General features: G+C 38.8%; 17 protein-coding genes and 2 pseudogenes. 4 read left to right on the forward strand and 15 right to left on the reverse strand.

Translation table 11 applies throughout. The features are described from left to right. Positions 1–9: 9 nt before the first annotated feature. Positions 10–393 carry a methyltransferase gene (locus tag MLC44_RS09735; protein ID WP_434657112.1) on the reverse strand — a complete coding sequence of 128 codons (384 nt, stop codon included), beginning with the start codon at positions 391–393 and terminating at the stop codon, positions 10–12. A 55-nt stretch (positions 394–448) separates the two neighbouring features. On the opposite strand from MLC44_RS09735, the gene kdsB reads away from it, so the two are divergent. Further along, on the forward strand, positions 449–1165 hold the full coding sequence (gene kdsB / locus MLC44_RS09740; RefSeq protein WP_418640534.1) for a 3-deoxy-manno-octulosonate cytidylyltransferase: 717 nt from the start codon (positions 449–451) through the stop codon (positions 1163–1165). A 63-nt stretch (positions 1166–1228) separates the two neighbouring features. Here kdsB and rpsO read toward each other — a convergent pair whose 3' ends face one another. Beyond that, positions 1229–1504: a 30S ribosomal protein S15 gene (rpsO, locus tag MLC44_RS09745; protein WP_151899895.1), complete on the reverse strand. Its 276-nt coding sequence runs from the start codon at positions 1502–1504 to the stop codon at positions 1229–1231. 162 nt (positions 1505–1666) lie between these two features. Between rpsO and MLC44_RS09750 the strand changes: the two genes are divergently transcribed. The 3 genes and pseudogenes from MLC44_RS09750 to MLC44_RS09760 all read left to right on the forward strand — a co-directional run bounded on the left by MLC44_RS09750 (position 1667) and on the right by MLC44_RS09760 (position 5366). Then, a complete protein-coding gene (locus MLC44_RS09750; protein WP_151899894.1) occupies positions 1667–2071 on the forward strand; it encodes an RrF2 family transcriptional regulator in 405 nt (134 codons plus the stop codon). 20 nt (positions 2072–2091) lie between these two features. Next, positions 2092–4276 (forward strand): annotated as a pseudogene (gene flhA / locus MLC44_RS09755) (flagellar biosynthesis protein FlhA). 10 nt (positions 4277–4286) lie between these two features. Further along, a complete protein-coding gene (locus MLC44_RS09760) occupies positions 4287–5366 on the forward strand; it encodes a DHH family phosphoesterase (RefSeq protein ID WP_151899892.1) in 1080 nt (359 codons plus the stop codon). Positions 5367–5380: 14 nt separating this feature from the next. Here the strand turns inward: MLC44_RS09760 and MLC44_RS09765 are convergent, their stop codons facing one another. The 13 genes and pseudogenes from MLC44_RS09765 to MLC44_RS09825 form a co-directional block, all read right to left on the reverse strand. Next, on the reverse strand, positions 5381–6766 hold the full coding sequence (locus MLC44_RS09765) for an N-acetylmuramoyl-L-alanine amidase (protein WP_434657114.1): 1386 nt from the start codon (positions 6764–6766) through the stop codon (positions 5381–5383). A 6-nt stretch (positions 6767–6772) separates the two neighbouring features. Further along, complete coding sequence (locus tag MLC44_RS09770; protein WP_151899891.1) at positions 6773–7864, reverse strand: nitronate monooxygenase; 1092 nt, start codon at positions 7862–7864, stop codon at positions 6773–6775. A gap of 1 nt (position 7865) precedes the next feature. Continuing rightward, a pseudogene (tyrS, locus tag MLC44_RS09775) lies at positions 7866–9066 on the reverse strand (tyrosine--tRNA ligase). Between the two features lie 19 nt (positions 9067–9085). After that, positions 9086–11224 carry a RelA/SpoT family protein gene (locus MLC44_RS09780; RefSeq protein ID WP_434581633.1) on the reverse strand — a complete coding sequence of 713 codons (2139 nt, stop codon included), beginning with the start codon at positions 11222–11224 and terminating at the stop codon, positions 9086–9088. A gap of 19 nt (positions 11225–11243) precedes the next feature. Continuing rightward, the gene (locus MLC44_RS09785; RefSeq protein WP_151899888.1) at positions 11244–11465 is read right to left on the reverse strand and encodes a DNA-directed RNA polymerase subunit omega; all 222 of its coding nucleotides are present in this window, start codon (positions 11463–11465) and stop codon (positions 11244–11246) included. 19 nt (positions 11466–11484) lie between these two features. Then, positions 11485–12195 (reverse strand): UMP kinase, encoded by a 711-nt coding sequence (gene pyrH / locus MLC44_RS09790; protein ID WP_151899887.1) that lies wholly within the window; start codon positions 12193–12195, stop codon positions 11485–11487. A gap of 66 nt (positions 12196–12261) precedes the next feature. Then, entirely contained in the window at positions 12262–12855 is a 594-nt protein-coding gene (locus MLC44_RS09795; RefSeq protein ID WP_434657117.1) for a GGDEF domain-containing protein, read from the reverse strand. A gap of 116 nt (positions 12856–12971) precedes the next feature. Then, positions 12972–13394 carry a molybdopterin dinucleotide binding domain-containing protein gene (locus MLC44_RS09800; RefSeq protein WP_434657120.1) on the reverse strand — a complete coding sequence of 141 codons (423 nt, stop codon included), beginning with the start codon at positions 13392–13394 and terminating at the stop codon, positions 12972–12974. Then, positions 13364–13993, reverse strand: coding sequence for a molybdopterin oxidoreductase family protein (locus tag MLC44_RS09805; protein ID WP_434658878.1), 630 nt, complete (start codon positions 13991–13993; stop codon positions 13364–13366). Before MLC44_RS09805 ends, MLC44_RS09800 begins: the two co-directional genes overlap by 31 nt. After that, complete coding sequence (locus MLC44_RS09810; protein ID WP_434657122.1) at positions 13990–15258, reverse strand: molybdopterin oxidoreductase family protein; 1269 nt, start codon at positions 15256–15258, stop codon at positions 13990–13992. The genes MLC44_RS09805 and MLC44_RS09810 overlap by 4 nt, the downstream gene beginning before the upstream one ends. Then, a complete protein-coding gene (locus tag MLC44_RS09815; RefSeq protein ID WP_434657124.1) occupies positions 15255–16820 on the reverse strand; it encodes a DmsC/YnfH family molybdoenzyme membrane anchor subunit in 1566 nt (521 codons plus the stop codon). Before MLC44_RS09815 ends, MLC44_RS09810 begins: the two co-directional genes overlap by 4 nt. Before the next feature lie 174 nt (positions 16821–16994). Beyond that, positions 16995–17483, reverse strand: a complete 489-nt coding sequence (locus MLC44_RS09820; RefSeq protein WP_434657126.1) for a hypothetical protein — start codon at positions 17481–17483, stop codon at positions 16995–16997. Continuing rightward, positions 17476–18081 (reverse strand): hypothetical protein, encoded by a 606-nt coding sequence (locus tag MLC44_RS09825; RefSeq protein WP_434657129.1) that lies wholly within the window; start codon positions 18079–18081, stop codon positions 17476–17478. Before MLC44_RS09825 ends, MLC44_RS09820 begins: the two co-directional genes overlap by 8 nt. Between the last annotated feature and the right edge of the window lie 92 nt (positions 18082–18173).

Below are 18173 nucleotides of genomic sequence, written 5' to 3' on the forward strand. Positions count from 1 at the left end.
AAAACTTCTCTAAGGGAGGTGTACATTATAGCGTGCATTAAACAATATCTCATTTTGGCTTTTTTGTACACCAGCCGGATAGAATGGCGGGTTCGAAATAATATAGTCATATTTCTGTACTTCTTGCATATCCAAAAAATCACACTCATGCAGTCTGTACGCTATTTTGTTCACTCGGGCATTCGTTTTTGAAAAATGCCTGAAAACTTCCTGCTTTTCCACTGCTTCAAGTTCTATTTTTTCATTGTCTCTTGCAACAAGCAGTCCTACCACTCCGCAACCTGCACCTACATCCAAAACTTTCCCTTTGGGATGAAAAGAGTTGATAAAATCGTACAAAAAAAGAGAGTCGCTGTTATAGCAGTAACCAGAATCCGGTTGGTAAAGAAGCATGAATTAAAGTCCCTTGGGTTATAATATTGCAATTATATCATAAGGGCAGATTAATATGATTATTATTCCGGCAAGATTGGCATCCACACGGTTTCCGCAAAAGGTTTTAGCAGACATAGGAGGCTTGCCTATGGTGGTAAGAACGGCACAAAGAGTATCACATTTGGATGATGTAGTTGTCGCGTGCGATGATGAACGTATCATTACTACATGTAAAAAGCATGGAATCAAAGCTATGCTGACATCCACAACACATAAAAGCGGTACGGACAGAATTCATGAATGTGCCACTATTTTAAATTTATCGGATGAAGAACTTATTATCAATGTACAGGCAGATGAACCTTTTATAGAGCCTGATGTTGTTGAGTCCCTTATACAAAAACTCAAAGAACTGCAAAAAGAAAAAAAAGATTTTATTATGGGAAGCTGCTACAACGCTGTTAATGCACAAGCGGCAGAGGATTCCAATCTCGTCAAAGTTGTGCTCGATGCAAACAGCAATGCCGTCTATTTTTCCCGTGCTAAAATACCATTCAATCAAAGCGGAGAAGCTGTCTATTTCGGACATATCGGTATTTACGGTTTTTCTAAAAAAAGCTTAAAAGAGTTTTGTTCACTCCCTGATGCCCCTGTTGAAGACATAGAAAAACTAGAGCAGCTTCGTGCAATATACCATGGAAAAAATATAGCTATGGTCAAAGTGGCGAGTACGGGTTTTGGTATAGATACAAAAGATGATTTACAAAGGGCGATTGAGATTTTTTTATAAAAATTAGTTTACATGTAAGGAAGAAGTCCCTTAAAAGGGACTTTTAAAGAAAAAGTTTAAAACTTAGATATTGTCACGGATGCCTAAATCTTCGATGAGTTTCATATAGGCGTCTTTGTCTTTTCTTTTGAAGTATTTCATCAAACGACGACGCTGACCAACTAATTTCAGTAATCCCAAACGAGATGCGTGATCTTTTTTGAAAACTTTTAAGTGTTCTGTTAACTCTTTAATTCTTTCAGTTAAAAGTGCAATTTGAACTTCACTTGAACCAGTGTCATTTTCACTGCGACCGTATTTCGCAACTATTTCTTGTTTTTTAGCCGAATCTAAAGCCATAATAGCCTCCTGATAGGTATAATAATCTAACTCAAATGCACAATGCAGAAGAATTGAAGCGTGATTATAGCAAAACTTTTCTTTAAATTTTATTTTTGTTTATTTCAGCAGTAATTTTGGATATAATATCATTTTAAAAGTTTAAATAATGAAAGTAAATACATGCTTATAACCCGTGCCAGCGAATATGCCATCTTATCACTTATACTGCTTTGCAAAGCAGAAGCGCCAATGGACAGTGATACTCTTTCCAAAGAGCTTTCTATCTCCAAAAGTTTTTTGGCAAAAATTCTTCAGTCTATGGCAAAAGCGCAGATTTTAAACTCATACAAAGGTGTCAATGGTGGTTTTGCACTCAACAAAGATCCCAAAGATATCAATATGCTTAGTGTCGCGTCCTGCGTAGAAGGCAAAGCACCTACTGTTTTTGAGTGTGCTCCCTCTTTGGAAGACTGTCCTTCCGAAAAAGCCAGTACATGTACAATATGGCCTTTTTTACACAAACTCCAGGGGAAAATAGATTTGTTTTTGGCAAACTTGACTTTGGCAGACTTACTCGACGACTAAATTTGGTGAGACACTGACACTTGGCAAGAAAATTGACAACAAAACAAAAAATCGGAACCTCCCTTAACTTTTTACTAGGCAAACGTGATCTTGGTGTTGTCTTTTTTGTAATGGCAATACTCGCCATTATCATTGTTCCTCTGCCTTCTTCGATATTGGATGTTTTGCTGACAATTTCAATTGCCTTGTCTGTTTTAATCTTGCTTATTTCATTATATGTACCAAAACCGACAGACTTGACTACCTTCCCGACACTTATACTGATTCTCACCCTTTTTAGGCTTTCACTCAACATTGCGACAACCAGAATGATTTTAAGTCACGGTTATGAGGGACCGGAACAGGTCAGTGATGTTATTACAAGTTTTGGTGATTTTGTTGTCGGGGAAACTATGTTATCGGAATTATCGTTTTTTCCATTTTGGTTCTTATTAACTTTATGGTTATTACAAAAGGTTCCACAAGGGTTGCAGAAGTTGCAGCACGTTTTGTACTTGACTCTATGCCCGGAAAACAGATGGCGGTTGATGCGGATTTAAATGCAGGACTCATTGATGATGCCGAAGCAAAACAACGCCGTGCAGAAATTCTTCAGGATGCCAATTTTTACGGGGCGATGGACGGTTCTTCAAAATTTGTCAAAGGCGATGCTGTTGCAGGTATTATTATTACTCTTATAAATATCATCGGCGGTTTTCTCATCGGTGTTTTTCAGTACGATATGAGCGTTGCAGACAGCGCTTCTACCTTCACACTCCTTACAATCGGAGATGGTCTTGTCAGCCAGATTCCGGCACTCATTACCTCAACTGCAACCGGTATTATCATTACCCGTTCCTCAAGTGACGGTGACAATTTTGCCGAAGGCACTATTTCACAGATGATTGGAAATGCAAAGATTATGATGATAGTCGGCTTTATCATGCTCCTGTTTGCTCTTGTTCCTGGCCTGCCTACTGCCTCTATGGGATTTGTCGGAATAATATTCGCCCTGCTTGGGTGGTCTATCTACAAATATGAAAAAGGGGAACTTTCCATTTTGGATGTTGAGAATCTCCTTGGTGTCAAGACAAAAGAAGAGACAGAAAAAGAGAAAGAGAGAATCAAACCGAAAAAAACGAACGAAGAAATTGCAAAAGAAGAGAAAATGCGCTTGATGACATACTCAAAGTAGAAATGCTTGAACTGACTTTGGGATATCAACTTATAAAACTGGCCGACAGTTCCCAGGGTGGTGATTTGCTTGAACGTATCCGTTCCATGCGAAGAAAAATAGCAAATGACTATGGATTTTTAATGCCGCAGGTCAGAATACGTGACAACTTACATCTCAAACCTAACCAATATCAGGTACTGCTTAAAGGCATCGCAATCGGTGAGGGTGAGATCATGCCTGATAAATTTCTTGCGATGGACAGTGGTATGGCTACAGGAGAGATTCAGGGAGAACCGACAAAAGAACCTGCTTTTGGACTCGACGCCCTGTGGATAGCACCGGAACAAAAAGAAGATGCCATTATCAACGGATACACCGTTGTTGATCCTGCTACAGTCATCTCCACACATATGAGCGAACTCATCAAACGCAATGCCGAAGAGCTTTTAACCCGTCAAGAAGTACAGTCACTTATTGATAAAATAAAAGATGATTATCCTGTAATCATTGATGACGTTTTAAAAGTGGCTTCTATCGGTCTTATTCAAAGAGTTCTCAAAGCACTGTTGCATGAAAAAATTCCGCTCAAAGATATGCTTACTATTTTAGAGACAATTGCAGATATTGCCGAATACACAAAAAATGTTGACCTTATAACAGAACAGGTAAGAGCCAGACTTTCTCGCGTCATTACCCAAATGTATGCAGGGGATGACGGGGTGATACGCCTTTTGACATTTGATACACAGACTGAGCAGTTGTTACTGCAAAAATCACAAGAACAAGACGGTGTGAGAAACCTCATGCTCAATGTAGGAGAAATAAATGCCCTGATTCAGGCAACAAGCACAAAGGCTGCAGACTTACTGCAAAAAGGGATTTCCCCTGTTATTATTATCGTCGATCCACAAATCCGTCGCAGTGTTGCAGAAATATTTGAGAGATTTTCTCTTGATGTTGTAACACTCTCTCATGCAGAAATTGATTCGAGTGCTACATTTGAAGTGATGGGCTCTATTTCAATTCAAACACAAGAAACAAATAACTAAAAGGGTACAAATGAAAAACAGAACTATTCATCATCTTTCACACATTGATTTGGATGGCTACAGCTGCCAGCTGGTCATGCAGTACACACCGTACAAAAGATTTAACTACAACTCCAATTACGGAGCAGAAGTGAAACAAAAGCTCGACCTTATGCTGGAAAACATCAGAAAAGCAAAAGAAAAAGCTTACATTCTTATTACGGACCTGAATCTTACAGCGGATGAATCCCGTTGGCTCAGCCATGAAGTAAAAAAAATGAATGACGGTGCATTTGATGTCAAATTACAACTTCTTGATCACCATGGAAGCGGAGAAGAGAGTGCAAAAAAACATGAATGGTACTATCTTGATACCAGCCGCTGCGCTACAAAAATCACCTATGACTATGCAAAAGAACACTTTGAGCTCAACGAACCTGCATGGATGGAGAAGTATGTTGATGTTGTTAATGCAGTAGATTTATGGAAACAGGAAGAACATGACAATTTTGAATACGGGAAAGTCTGTATGCGTCTTGTGACAGAAACAAAAGAGCTCAACCGAATTATGTTTCCTGATGAAGATTCAAACTACAAACTCACACTGTTGCATGAAGCGGCAAAATTCATTCATGAACCTGATGCTCCTATTTTACTTGATGAAAAAATCCACTCTTTGAAAAAGAATTTTTTCAGACGCGACAAAGATGATACACTCGACAATCTTGCCACACGGTATGTCGTTGAACTTATGGGCAAAGCCAGAAGTGAAAAAACAATCTATTACAAGGGATACAGAGGCTACCTGAGTTATGGAATAGGAAACACCTCCATAGTCGGCAACGGATTTTTAACAGCCTACCCTGAATATGATTTCATTGTGGATGTCAGCTATCGGGGAACAATGAGTCTGCGTGCAAGCGACAAGGTAAGTGTTGCACAGATATCCAAAGAGTGGGCAAACGGCGGAGGGCACCCAAATGCTGCCGGAGGAAGAATTATGGGATTCAAAGAGCAGTTCCGTTATGACAAAGTCAAACAGCAGATTGAAAAAGTCATCAACGACAAAGAAGCTGTTGCCGGGGATTTGGAATATAAAAAAGAGGACTAAGCCTCAAGGCTGCTTTATCTTTTTTGAGAGTTTATAAAATAGCGTTCCACTCCATTGGCAAGCCCCTGTGCCATTGTTTTTTGGTAACTTCTGCTTACAAGCCGTCTGGCTTCTGTCGGATGTGTTATAAATCCGACTTCTACCAGAACAGAAGGCATTTGTGCCCCTACAAGCACCCAAAACGGTCCTTCTCTGACCCCTGCATCTTTCACATTCTTATATCTGCTTTTGAGTGTTGCTAACGCCCCTCTTTGCAGATCAATTGCCAGCTTGTTCGATGCAACAATATTGTGTGAATTTATGGTGTTTAAAAAGCTTTGCTTTCCGTAATAGTCCATCTCATCCAAATCTGCCGAATTTTCCATTTCTGCCACTTTTTTTGCCCTGCTTGAACGGGATGTTGAAAGAAAATAGCATTCCAGTCCACAAACTTTTTTGGCATCTTTGCGTCCAACTGCATTGGCATGGATACTGATAAAGATATCTGCATTTTTTCTGTTTGCATATTTTGTTCTGTTTCTTAATTTTATAAAGCGATCACTGTCGCGTGTCATGTACACTGTAAAACCTCTTGCACGAAGTATACGCTTTAACTCTCTTGCTATACTTAAGACCACAATTTTTTCTCTGTATTTTCTGTATCCTATGGCTCCCGGGTCTTTTCCGCCATGCCCCGCATCTATGACTATGATTTTATTTCTGTCGAGTCTTTTGGGTGACTTTTTCCTGTATTTGTTAAATACTGCAACACTCTTTGTTTTTACTGACTTGTTGATAATTTTTATAGAAAGCTCTTTGCCTTTTTTGAAAAAACGGATTTTTAAAGGAGTTTTGTTTTGAATAACCAACCGCAATGTATTTGGATTGAACTGTGCCAGTTTAATTTTATCAACCCCCTCTTGTTTGAGAGTATTTGACTTCTTCAACATGGAAGCATGTATATCAAATACATATTTATAGATGCTCTTTTGTTTATCATTGAGCGTAAAATAGTTCACCTGTTTCTTTTGAAGATTTTTATCAAACTGTAATACCAGTCTTTTATTATAAAAGCGAACTGATTTTAATTTATGTGAAGATGTGACTTTAATGTTTTTTTTTGCTTTGTAATTTTTTCTGGACGCAGGAGAGAGGTGTTTATACTCCTGTTCATATCTTTTTACATCAATATGTAACTTATGTCCACTGGAGATTATCCCTTTTAGAGCGGAGTGTTTGAGTTTCTTGTCCCCGTTCAACAATGCTCTTAAATACAGATTTTTATAATCATTATATGCACGAAACTGATTGCTTTTACTCGAAGATTTTAAAAAAGAATCTGCCCTTTTTAAAATCTCCTGATCATTGACAGCATGTAAAACAGTAATAAAAAAAAGTATGAGAGCAAAAACTTTTACCATACAGTATTATTCACCATGCATAAGCTTGTCAATAAGTTCTTTTACTGTAATAATTTCATTTAGTTTATAGCCATTGGTTCCAGAGAAAAAGAGTCCTGTTTCCAGGTTACCCTCATAGGCATCACTTAATCTGTCTGCAATACAAAAACCGACAATTTTAGCCTCTTCTCCCCGGTTACACGGTGCAACACAGTTTGAAATACACTTAATTGCAGGACCTTCTCTTTTTTCTACCATATGAGTGAGATTTGTCACAACTCCCTGTGCAGGGTATCCCACAGGAGAACTCATCAGTTTAATATCACCCTCTTTTGCATCAAGAAGGACTTTTTTAAAGTTTGCATGCGCATCACACTCATAAGTGCCGATAAAACGTGTTCCCATTTGAACACCGCTCGCACCGAGTTCCATCATGGCTTCTATATCGTTTTTGTCCCAAACACCACCTGCAGCAATTACCGGCATGCCGCCCCATTGTTCTGCTTCTTCTACAACAGGTTTTACAAGGTTTTCCAACTGATATTCCGGCATTGAACACTGTTCGTATGTAAAGCCCTGATGCCCACCGCTTTTGGGACCTTCAAGAATAACTGCGTCAGGAAGACGGTTATAGCGTTTCTGCCATCTTTTACAAATAATTTTCAAAGCTTTTGCAGAAGATACAATAGGTACAAGCGCTACATCAGGATAGCCTTCTGTGAACTCCGGCATATTTGTCGGCAGCCCTGCACCTGTTATTACAATATTGATACCGGCTTCGCAGGCATCGCGAACAACACGTCCGTAGTCATTGATAGCATACAAAACATTTGCGGCCAAAGGCTTGTCACCACAGATTTTTCTGGCATTTTTTATTATTTCGGTAAAGCCCTCTTTTGAGTAAAAGTTTGCTTCGCTCAAAGGCCTGTCTGCTACCAGTTTTTTTGCAAACTCTTTATCTTTGTAGTAACCTGTTCCGACAGAACTGATAACTCCAAGTCCGCCTTCTTTTGAAACAGTACCAGCTAACTGATCCCAACTGATCCCAACGCCCATACCACCTTGTACTATTGGTTTTTCAATCTCATATTTACCAATTTTTAAAGACTTGAAACTCATTTTATTTAACCTTTAACTTTGCAAATTTTCTTTTTCCAACCTGTAACAGGTACTCTCCTGATGACAATTCCAACTTTTCATCAGATACTTTTTTCTGGTCTATTTTAACACCACCCTGCTTGATATCTCTTCTGGCCTGGGATGTTGAGGGTTCCATCTTGCAGTCAACCAAAGCTTTTGCAATCCAAATCGGTCCCTCACAGCTAAACTCTGCAATATCACTTGGAATTTGGCTTTTTGAATGGACCTTGTCAAACTCTTCTTTTGCATTTTGTGCTGCTTCTTTATCATGAAAACGTGCTTGTGATTTCCAATGCCAAGTCTTCTTTTACTTTTTTCGGATGTAATTTTCCTTCTTTTACTGCTCTCTCAAGTGCTGCAATCTCATCAAGACTTTTATCGCTCAAAAGCTCAAAATATCTCCACATCAGCTCATCGGATATACTTAAAACTTTACCAAACATATCATTTGGTTCATCTGAAACACCAATATAATTTCCCAGAGACTTACTCATTTTCTGGACACCGTCAAGACCTTCGAGAATAGGCATCATTAAAACAGCCTGCTGCTTCTTAATATTATATACTTTTTGCAGCTGTCTTCCCATTAAAAGGTTAAATTTTTGATCTGTTCCGCCTATTTCTATATCTGATTTCAAGTGTACACTGTCATAACCCTGCAACAACGGATACATAAACTCACTTGTGGCAATTGCGACATTTGTTTTAAATCTTTTTGAAAAATCATCACGCTCCAGCATACGTGCCACTGTTAAATTTGAGGCAAGCGCTATTAAATCAGCTGCACTCATTTTTCCCAGCCAGTCATCATTGTAGACTATGTCAGTTTTACTCTCATCTAAAATTTTAAAAGCCTGTGTCGTATAACTCTCAATATTTTTGATTATATCTTCTTTTGACAATACTTTTCGTGTGGCATTTTTCCCTGTCGGATCACCAATTGTTGCCGTAAAACTTCCTATAAGAAACTGTACTCTTGCACCATATTTCTGAAAGGTTGCAAGTTTTTGCAAAAGAACAGTATGTCCAAGATGCAAATCCGGTGCAGTCGGGTCAAAACCGGCTTTTACCGTATATGTCTTTCCCTCTTGAAAATAAGCTTTTAAAAGTTTTTCTATTCTTTCGTTGTCAATAATCTCTGCACAACCTCTGTTTATCTCTCTTAAAGCTTCATCTATCATTTTTTCTCTCTATATTTATTTAATTTTTATAAGCATCATCAGTTCTCACCAAATTGACAACTTTTATTTTAGACTCTATTTTAGCACGAAGTGAATTAATATCAGCTTCTTTTGCCTCAAAAACAAGCTCACAGTACTTAATATAATCAGCACTCTCTTTACCCAGCTCAATTGCATTGATATCCACATCCAATTTAACCAGGAAACTTAAAAACTCAGCCAAAGCACCTTTTTCATTATGCAAAGAGGCAATCAGTTTGTATCGGTAAATTTTTTCCTGCTTCCAGCGGACAAAGACCATCGGATCATGTGCATCGAGCATTTTTGTAGCATTGTTGCACAGTTTGTGATGGACATGCACCTTTGTTTTATCCAAAAATCCCATAATTTCATCCCCGTGTTTAGGATGACAGCAGTAATCAAACACTATATCGGTAATGTTTGTTGTAGAGAATATCTCAATACCTGCAATTTCATACCCTTTGAGTTTGAATCTGTGTCGGGAAATAAACTTTTTAAATCTGTTGTTTTTACTGATTTCTACTATATATTTATGAATAACATTCTTAAAATGTTCTATGTCGTTAGGAATAGAGGTCACACTGTCACAATGATGTTTCAAAAACCATTCCTGCACTCTCGCGAAATTCAGCTTCATTGCAGTTGCAACAATACTCACAGCCACTTTTGCATTAAGATCGCGTATTCTTGCATTGCAGTTTAGTTTCATATTTGTTTTGGCTTTTGATGTTTTGACCGCATCAATCCAGGAACATCTTGTAACAATTTCATCTCCGGTAATTATTTTTACTATATCACCATTATTGAGTTCGCTCATTAAAGAGGCTTTTGTTTTGTTGATTAAAGCGCTCACAGCTTTATTTCCGACTTCTGAGTGTACAGCGTAAGCAAAATCAAGTGCCACTGCTCCGCGGGGAAGGGTAAAAGCATCACCGGACGGAGAAAAAACCGAAATATCTTCAGAATACAAATCATTTTTAATGAGTGCATAAAAATCCTCTACAGACTCATTTTGGTACTGCAGACTGTCTAACCAGTCCAGCTTGATATTGTTGCCGCCGCTTTTATATTTCCAGTGTGCGGCAACTCCGAGTTCAGCAGTTTTATGCATATCATAGGTTCGAATCTGTACTTCAAAAATTGCAGCATCATGAAAAACAGTTGTGTGAATGGTCTGGTATCCATTGTCTTTTGCAACAGCAATATAATCTTTAAAACGTGAGGCAAGCGGACGAAAATTAAGATGAATAAGCCCCAAAATCGTATAACACTTTACAGGGTCTTTTGTAAGAATCCGAACAGCCAAAAGATCCAGCACCTCATCAATACTCACACCTTTTCTCTGCATCTTCAGATAAATAGAATATTTATGTTTTATTCTGGACAAAATCTCAAAATCATCTTCACAAAAGCCATTTTTCACAAGAATCTTCATTATTGATTCTTTGATTGCATCAAGTTTCATCTCAATTGCATGATAGTTTGTCTGAAGATAATTTTCTATTTCCTGCTTTTCCTTGGGAAACAAATAGCCGAAACTTAAGTCTTCAAGTATATTTTTTAAAAATGAAATCCCCAATCTGTGTGCAATAGGGGCATACACAACCAATGTCTCTTCGGCAATTCGTTTTTGCTTGTGAGCGGGCAAGGCATCAAGGGTGAGCATATTGTGCAGTCTGTCACACAGTTTGACAACAAGCACCCGTACATCATGAATACTGGCAATAAGCATTTTTCTAAAAGAGAGTGCCGATACAACAAGCTTTTCATCAGAATTGGAGGGAATGAGTTCATGATCTCTAATCGTATCTATTTTTGTAAGTCCCTCCACCAAATGGGCAACATCCTTACCAAACAAATCTTCTATCTGTTCAATAGTAACAGGAGTGTCTTCAACTACATCATGCAATAAGGCAGCAATAGCCATCGACTCATCATTTGTTATAGAAACAACAATGGAGGCTACTAAAATGGGATGGATTATGTAAGCTTCACCACTTTTTCTATACTGCCCTTCGTGTGCTTTTATAGAAAAGTCTAATGCTTTTTCAAGTGGTTCACTTTGGGGTATTTGAGAAAAAAGATAAGCTATTGCAGATTCAACATCATTGATGTGTTTTACCTGTTCTATATCCATTTGACTCAAAGGCAAAAACTTATTTCTCTTTGTCGCTAAAGCCTTTGACTCTAATAAGTCCTTCAGCTATTTCCATAAGCGCCAAATCAGTTGACTTGATACTGCTTGTATTGACATTTAATTTGCTTGGAGCACCGTTTTCCAGTTCATCACATCTTTTTGCAACTGCAATTGCCAGTTGATATCTATCCATACTTGGATTTTCATCTAAAACTTTCGCTGTTAATTCTTCAACTTTCATTCTCTGTTTTTCCTTTAGTTTATTTTACTATTGAGCAGTTGCTCATATTGCCATTTAAAATATCCAATAAGTTACCTTGCTTGGACATATCGCAGACAATAATAGGCAGACTGTTGTCTTTTGCCAGTGCTATTGAGGTATCATCCATAACTTTTATATGATCCTGCAATGCCTGGTCATAGGTCAGTTCGGGCAATTTCACCGCATCCGGGTATTTGGCAGGGTCCTTGTCATAGACACCGTCAACTTTTGTGGCCTTGATAATAACTTCTGCACCGATTTCAACAGCTCTAAGTGTTGCTGCCGTATCTGTAGTAAAAAACGGATTTCCCGTCCCTGCTGCAAAAATAACAACACGTCCTTTTTCAAGATGGCGTGTCGCTTTACGATTAATATACGGTTCAGCAATCTGTTCCATTTTTATAGCGGTTTGCATACGTACCTGCATTCCGGCATGCTCACAGGCCTCCTGCATTGCTACACCGTTTATCACAGTTGCAAGCATTCCCATATAATCTCCGGATGTACGCTTAATAATTCCGTCTTGGGCAGCAGTCACACCACGAATGATATTCCCGCCTCCAATGACTATACCGACTTCTATACCTGCATCAACAAGAGTTTTAATCTCCTGGGCAATATACTTTAAAATCTTTGTATCGATTCCATGACCTGCTTCTCCAGCAAGAGCTTCACCCGAAAATTTAACTAAAACACGTTTGTTTGCCATGCATATACCTTTTTATAAAATCCGTGAATTATACTTAAAATTGGCTTTTGTTTTGCTTTGAACTATTCAATCTCTATCAATTGCAGCCTTTCTCGCTTTTTCCATTAAGGCATCCGGATTTGCAGCCCCATCCGGATACACAGATGTACCTATGGAAACCTTAAAATCTATAGTATATTTTGTATTGAGTTCGGGAGCCTGTGCAAATGATTCCTCTACTCTTTGACATACTCTCCTGTAATTTTCTTCTTGTAAATATTCATTAAAAACAATTATAAAAGAGTCATCACTGATATGTCCGATTATATCCTCACTCCGTGTACTTTGCAGCAGTCTGTTACTTGCTTCAAGCATAAATTCCTCTGCCAGCACTTTGGAATGCAGCTGAACTTCATGAAAATTTTTTATTTTTATTACCATAACCAAAAAAGATTTATTATGTCGCAAAGCTCTTTGTATCTGTTCAGAAATTACTATTTTAACATTTTCTTTATTTGGGAGAGAGGTGACAGGATGATAGTAGGCATTTTTTATGAGTCTGTTTTCATCTTCCAAGCGTTTTTTTATCTTTTTTCTGTATTTTATATTAAAAAACAGACTTGCAAGCAAAAGTATACTGCCTGTAAAAAAAGTGTATTGATACAGTTCACATTCCTGCATAATTATGACCGCCGTTCTTTGAAGTTTTTGGGAGGCAACGCCATTAAGTTAAGAAAAAAAATGTTTAGCTTAATGGGATTTGAAGGTACCCATAAATGATTATAACATAATTTTTATTATTGCAAAAAAGCCTCTTTTTCTTTATAGGCAACCCCTTCATAAACGACCTTGTGATGTGCAATCGCTCCGCTTGATTGTTCCTCTTCAAGTATCAGACCCTCCGGTACCTCTTCTGAGTGAAGCTGTATTGCCGTTTGTTTGAAATTAGGTTCCCCTGACTTTGGACAAAAACTTTCATTAGTCAACGTATTGACAAGCTGTTCATTAAAATGGAACGGGACAAATACCGTGCCTTCGCGTACACTTGATGTCACCCGTACAATAACATCATCAATGCGCCCCCTTGGAGATGAAAGACTCATTCTGTCACCGCTTTTTACTTTGAGTTTGACCGCATCTTTTGGATTTATGTCCACCCAGGCTTCAGGAGCCAAATTGTCAAGAATTGCTATATCCTTGTCTTTGTTCGTGTATGCCACTGTTCAACCGTCCTTCCAGTGTTTAAAATAACAGGAAACTCAGGGCTTACAGGCTCTGCCATCGGATGCCATTGCACACATACAAGTTTCGCTTTTTTATCGGATGTTCTAAAAGGAATATCTTTGGTGTAGAGTCTTTTACTCCCTTTTGGGAACTGTTCGTTACATGGCCATTGAATCCCGCCCAACTCTTCTATAAGCTCATAACTCATACCGCTGTAGTCACACAACTGTCCTTTTGAGACTTTTTTCCACTCCTCAAAAGCATCACGAGGCTGGCTCCAGTTTGGAAAAAGCATTTCATTCACACCTTCAAAATATTTTGAAAATTCAAGAATAATATCAAAATCGCTTTTTGCCTCACCTATGGGTTCTACTGCTTTGTTCGCCTTGTTGCAGCGACGTTCAGAATTCGTATAAACGCCCTCTTTCTCACCCCAGGTCGCAGCAGCGAAAACAACATCTGCTATTTGTGCCGTATCGCCTAAAAAAGCATCCTGCACGACAAGCAAATCAAGTTTTTTCAGTGTTTTTCGCAGTTTGTCCTGATTGACAAAAGAGACCAGAGGATTTGTCGCCGTTATCCAAAGCGCTTTTATTCACCTCTGTCTATGGCATCAATAATTTCGGCATATTTATAGCCACGTTCACGCGGAATAATTTCCTGAGGAACATTGACAATTTCCGCATATTCTTTTAAAGCCTTTTCATCCCCAAAGTTTCTGTATCCCGGAAGAGATGAAGTGAACCCTGTCTCACGTGTTCCCATCGCATTACACTGCCCTGTTATACTAAAAGGCCCCGTTCCCTCTCGACCGATATGCCCTGTCAAAAGATGCAGATTAATGATGGCACTGACAGTATCTGTTCCCATAAAAGACTGGTTCACACCCATTGTCCAACCGGTGATAACACTTTTACTTGAGACAAATTCACGTGCGAGTTCATACAGGGTTTTGACATCAATGCCTGTAATGTTTGCCACCTCCTGGGGCGGATAATCCTGCAAATGCTTTTTCAGCTCTTTGTATCCGTTTGTATTTGCTTTTATATAACCTTCATCTTCCCATCCCTGCTCCATCACAATGTAAGCCAGACCGTTGTAAAGCGCCAGATCTGTACGCGGTTTTACAGGCACATACACATCTGCCATTTGGGATGTTTTCGAGGCCCTGGGGTCTATAACGATGACTTTCTTTTTTGGGTTTTTGTTTACATGTAAGGTAAGTATCGGATGATTGTCCGCAATATTGGCTCCCACCAAAAAAATAGTATCGGCAAGTGCAAAATCTTCATATGAGCTTGTCGAACCGTCACTGCCAAGAGACTGTTTGTAACCCATAACAGCAGATGCCATACACAAGGTTGTATTGCCGTCATAATTATTTGTGCGAAGACCAAGCTGGACAAATTTACCCAAAGTGTAAAATTCTTCTGTCAAAAACTGCCCTGTGCCAATGACAGCAACGGCTTTGTTTCCGTGTTCTTTTTGAATTCTCTTAAATTCACTGCTTACTTTCGTGAAGGCTTCATCCCAAGTTGCAGGTTTCAGCTCACCGTTTTGTTTTATCAACGGGGTTTGAATTCTATGGGGAGAGTTAAGCATTTGATGTTCACTCAAACCTTTTGGACAGAGTGTTCCCTGATTGACAAAATGTTTTGGATTGCCTTTTGTGTAAACAGCTTTACCGTCTTTGACACCGATGTAAAGTCCACAGCCGACCCCGCAGTATCCACAGGTTGAAAAGACCCATTTATCGGGTTTTTTTGCATCGGCTATCATGCCGAATGTTTCATCATGTGAGAGTTTGTATTTCTCTTCTTTTATATCAAACCCTAAAAAATCTTTTAATTTACTTATCATCGTTGTTTCCCTACAAAAAATCCACCTGCCATTCCAAGAGGAACAACCGTGGTATAAAATAAAAATCTATCACTTATTTCACTCACAAAGGCAATAATGATTGCCAAAAAAAGCATCACAGAAGCCGTTACATGTAACGAAGCGCTTACAAAGACCAAAGTAAACAGCGGCAGTACCACACCACCGAGTATCAACGTGACGAAACGAATCATTTTGAGCTTATGAAAATTTTCATTTAAAAGTCTTTTTGTCCGTTGCAGTTGGTATGCATTCTCTTTGACATCAAGTGTTCTTATATCTTCATAAGAGAAAAAAAGCTGTGCCAAAGCACCGAGCATACCCAAGGTTGTCAAAGGAATAATCGCTTCATGCACGCTTGATACGGAGCTGATAAATGCAACCAAAAAGATTCCGATATATGCCACACCGAAGAACTTGAAGTTCGTTGTAATCCTGTTCCAGGAAGGACGGGCACGAATACGGTAAATCATACTTTGTGCATAAATTCCATAGATTCCCACAGCTAAAGTCAGTGCTTCAAGGAACAAACGCAATATATTGGAGATATCGAAAAAGTATACTGCCACCACAGCACTCATAAGCCCCGTAAAAACACCCAAAGCCAAAGCCTCGCGGGAGAGCCACGAGGTTTTTATATTTTTCATGGCTGTCATCGCCAAAAACGGACGTCCGAGGTGCAAGGCTGAGAGAGGCAGCCCGATTGCCGCGGGAAGCATCACAAGCAGTGCCATAATCCAGTTGGTACTCTCAAATCCGAACAGACTCATAAAGTCTCCTAAAAAGAGCGCCAAAAACCCACCGAGTGAAATTTGCGTCAAAACTGTCATAAAAACAAGAGGCAGTTCTTTATGTGCAGGTTTTAAGATGTGTTCATCCATCTCTTTCATATCATCCGGCAGATTCTCGGGAAGCGTGTAGCGCGTTGTAGAATTTGTTATGCGTGCATCCGGCAAAAACGGCATGTTTGCCTGTTCGTCTATGTCACGTTCCAGCCACTCTTTGACATTGACAACCTCAATCTCAATAGCTCCTGCAGGACAGGCCTGCACACAGGCAGGAGACTCTCCGACATCAAGCCGTTCATGACACATATGACATTTTGTAACAATATTTCTCTCTTCATGAAAAACAGGAACACCGTACGGGCAGTTCCATGTGCAGTACTGACAGCCGATACAGGTATCGTCATCATGCACGACTATGCCTGTTTCGGCTATCTTTATATATGATTCCGTCGGACAGCCTGTGAGACATTCAGGATCTATACAGTGATTGCAACTCATAGAATTGAGCATCTGGGTAAAAGCCGGAAAATCTCCGCCTTCCATCTCCCCGACACGACGCCATTTTATATCGGCAGGATTGTTGTTTTGTTCGTTACAGGCAACTTCACAGCACCGACACCCGACACAGGCAACAGCATCAAAATGAAAACGGTACTGTTCCCCCTCTTTTAACGGCGGTATATCTATAGAGTAATTCCCACATTGCATACCTGTATCGGCTTTATACTCTATAAAATTTTCTAAAGGTGTCTGCATGTAAGGTATCTCCATATAAAAGTGATGAAATTATACTCTATGCAAATGAATATTTTTATAATTCTTTGTTTAATTTTTAATCATCATCTTCTATATCCTCTTTGTCCATAACTGCCCCGACAATGAGCAATCCTATGACAAACAGGCTTACTGCTCCAATAAAAAAATAGTGCATTAGCATTTTCCTTTGTCTTTGGCCAGCGCCAAAAACTCTTTGCGTTCATCAACAGATCCAAAGGCAGAATTTTGAAAAAAAAGTGTATCATGCAGGCTTTGTACCAAAATCCCGTTTTCAAGTTCTATTATCCTTGCAATTTCTTCCCAGGGAATGCGCTTTTTATCTTTATGCAAGCCTTCTGTGTCAATAATAAAATGCACTTGTGTATCTTGAGGCATATTTTTTTTGTAAAAATTTAACAACATTCTTTTTCGCAGAAACCATCTTCCAAAATACCAGTAAAAGACCAAAAAGGTTGAAAGATACAAAATACCGTAACTTTCATGCTTCAAAGCACCGACAATACCAAACTGCACCAAAGCGACAAAAAACCAGCCTATATATCTTTTGGCAGAATGACGCATATCATAATCATAAAAAAGCTTGCTTGTCTGCAGCGCCAGTTCTTTGTTCCAAATATAATCAACACTGATTGTTTTAGACATGTTCTTCACACTCATGAATCAATAAGTCCTCTTTTTTGATACACTCTTTTTCTTCCAGTGCTTCCAAGAGTTGTAATGTCTGCAGATAAAGCATTTCGTAACGCTGTTTGTTTTTTGCATACAGTCTGCTCTGCTTTTTACCATACCAGTAGGCAAAAGCAACAGAGGAGGCAAAGAGTGTATATATCCACCATTGCCACGCTTTGAGATTTAGCAATACTATAAAATACTGCACAGAAAAAAGAACAAAAAACTCAATGGAAAAAATGATGACAAGCGTGGCACTCTGTTCAAAATCAAGTGTATATTTTTCCAAGACACGCAATTTTGCCAGATTTTCATTAAAGGTTTGCGCTTCTTGTTTGCATTCATCTTTGAGATTTTGCACATTGATATCTTTGAGATGGATATTGCTCAAATTGTATTCGACATTTGTCTGCATGTAATCTTGCAGAATTTCCGGATTTTTCTCTAATATCTGAAGAATTTCTTCTTCATCTACTCTGTTTTTCCCGGCAATTCTTTGCACATCCTGCAAAACCAAATCGTACAGTCCTATAGTCTTGATTTCACGTGCAACCCGGTCTAAGTTTATCAACTGTTTTTTCCTATTATTTTAATCTCTTACTGAATAAATTCTAAATCTTAAAACTTTCCAAACAAGATTATTATGTTTGCAATCTGTTCGGA

It is taken from the genome of Sulfurimonas sp. NW9 (assembly GCF_051132275.1).
Classification (GTDB): Bacteria; Campylobacterota; Campylobacteria; order Campylobacterales; family Sulfurimonadaceae; genus Sulfurimonas; species Sulfurimonas hydrogeniphila.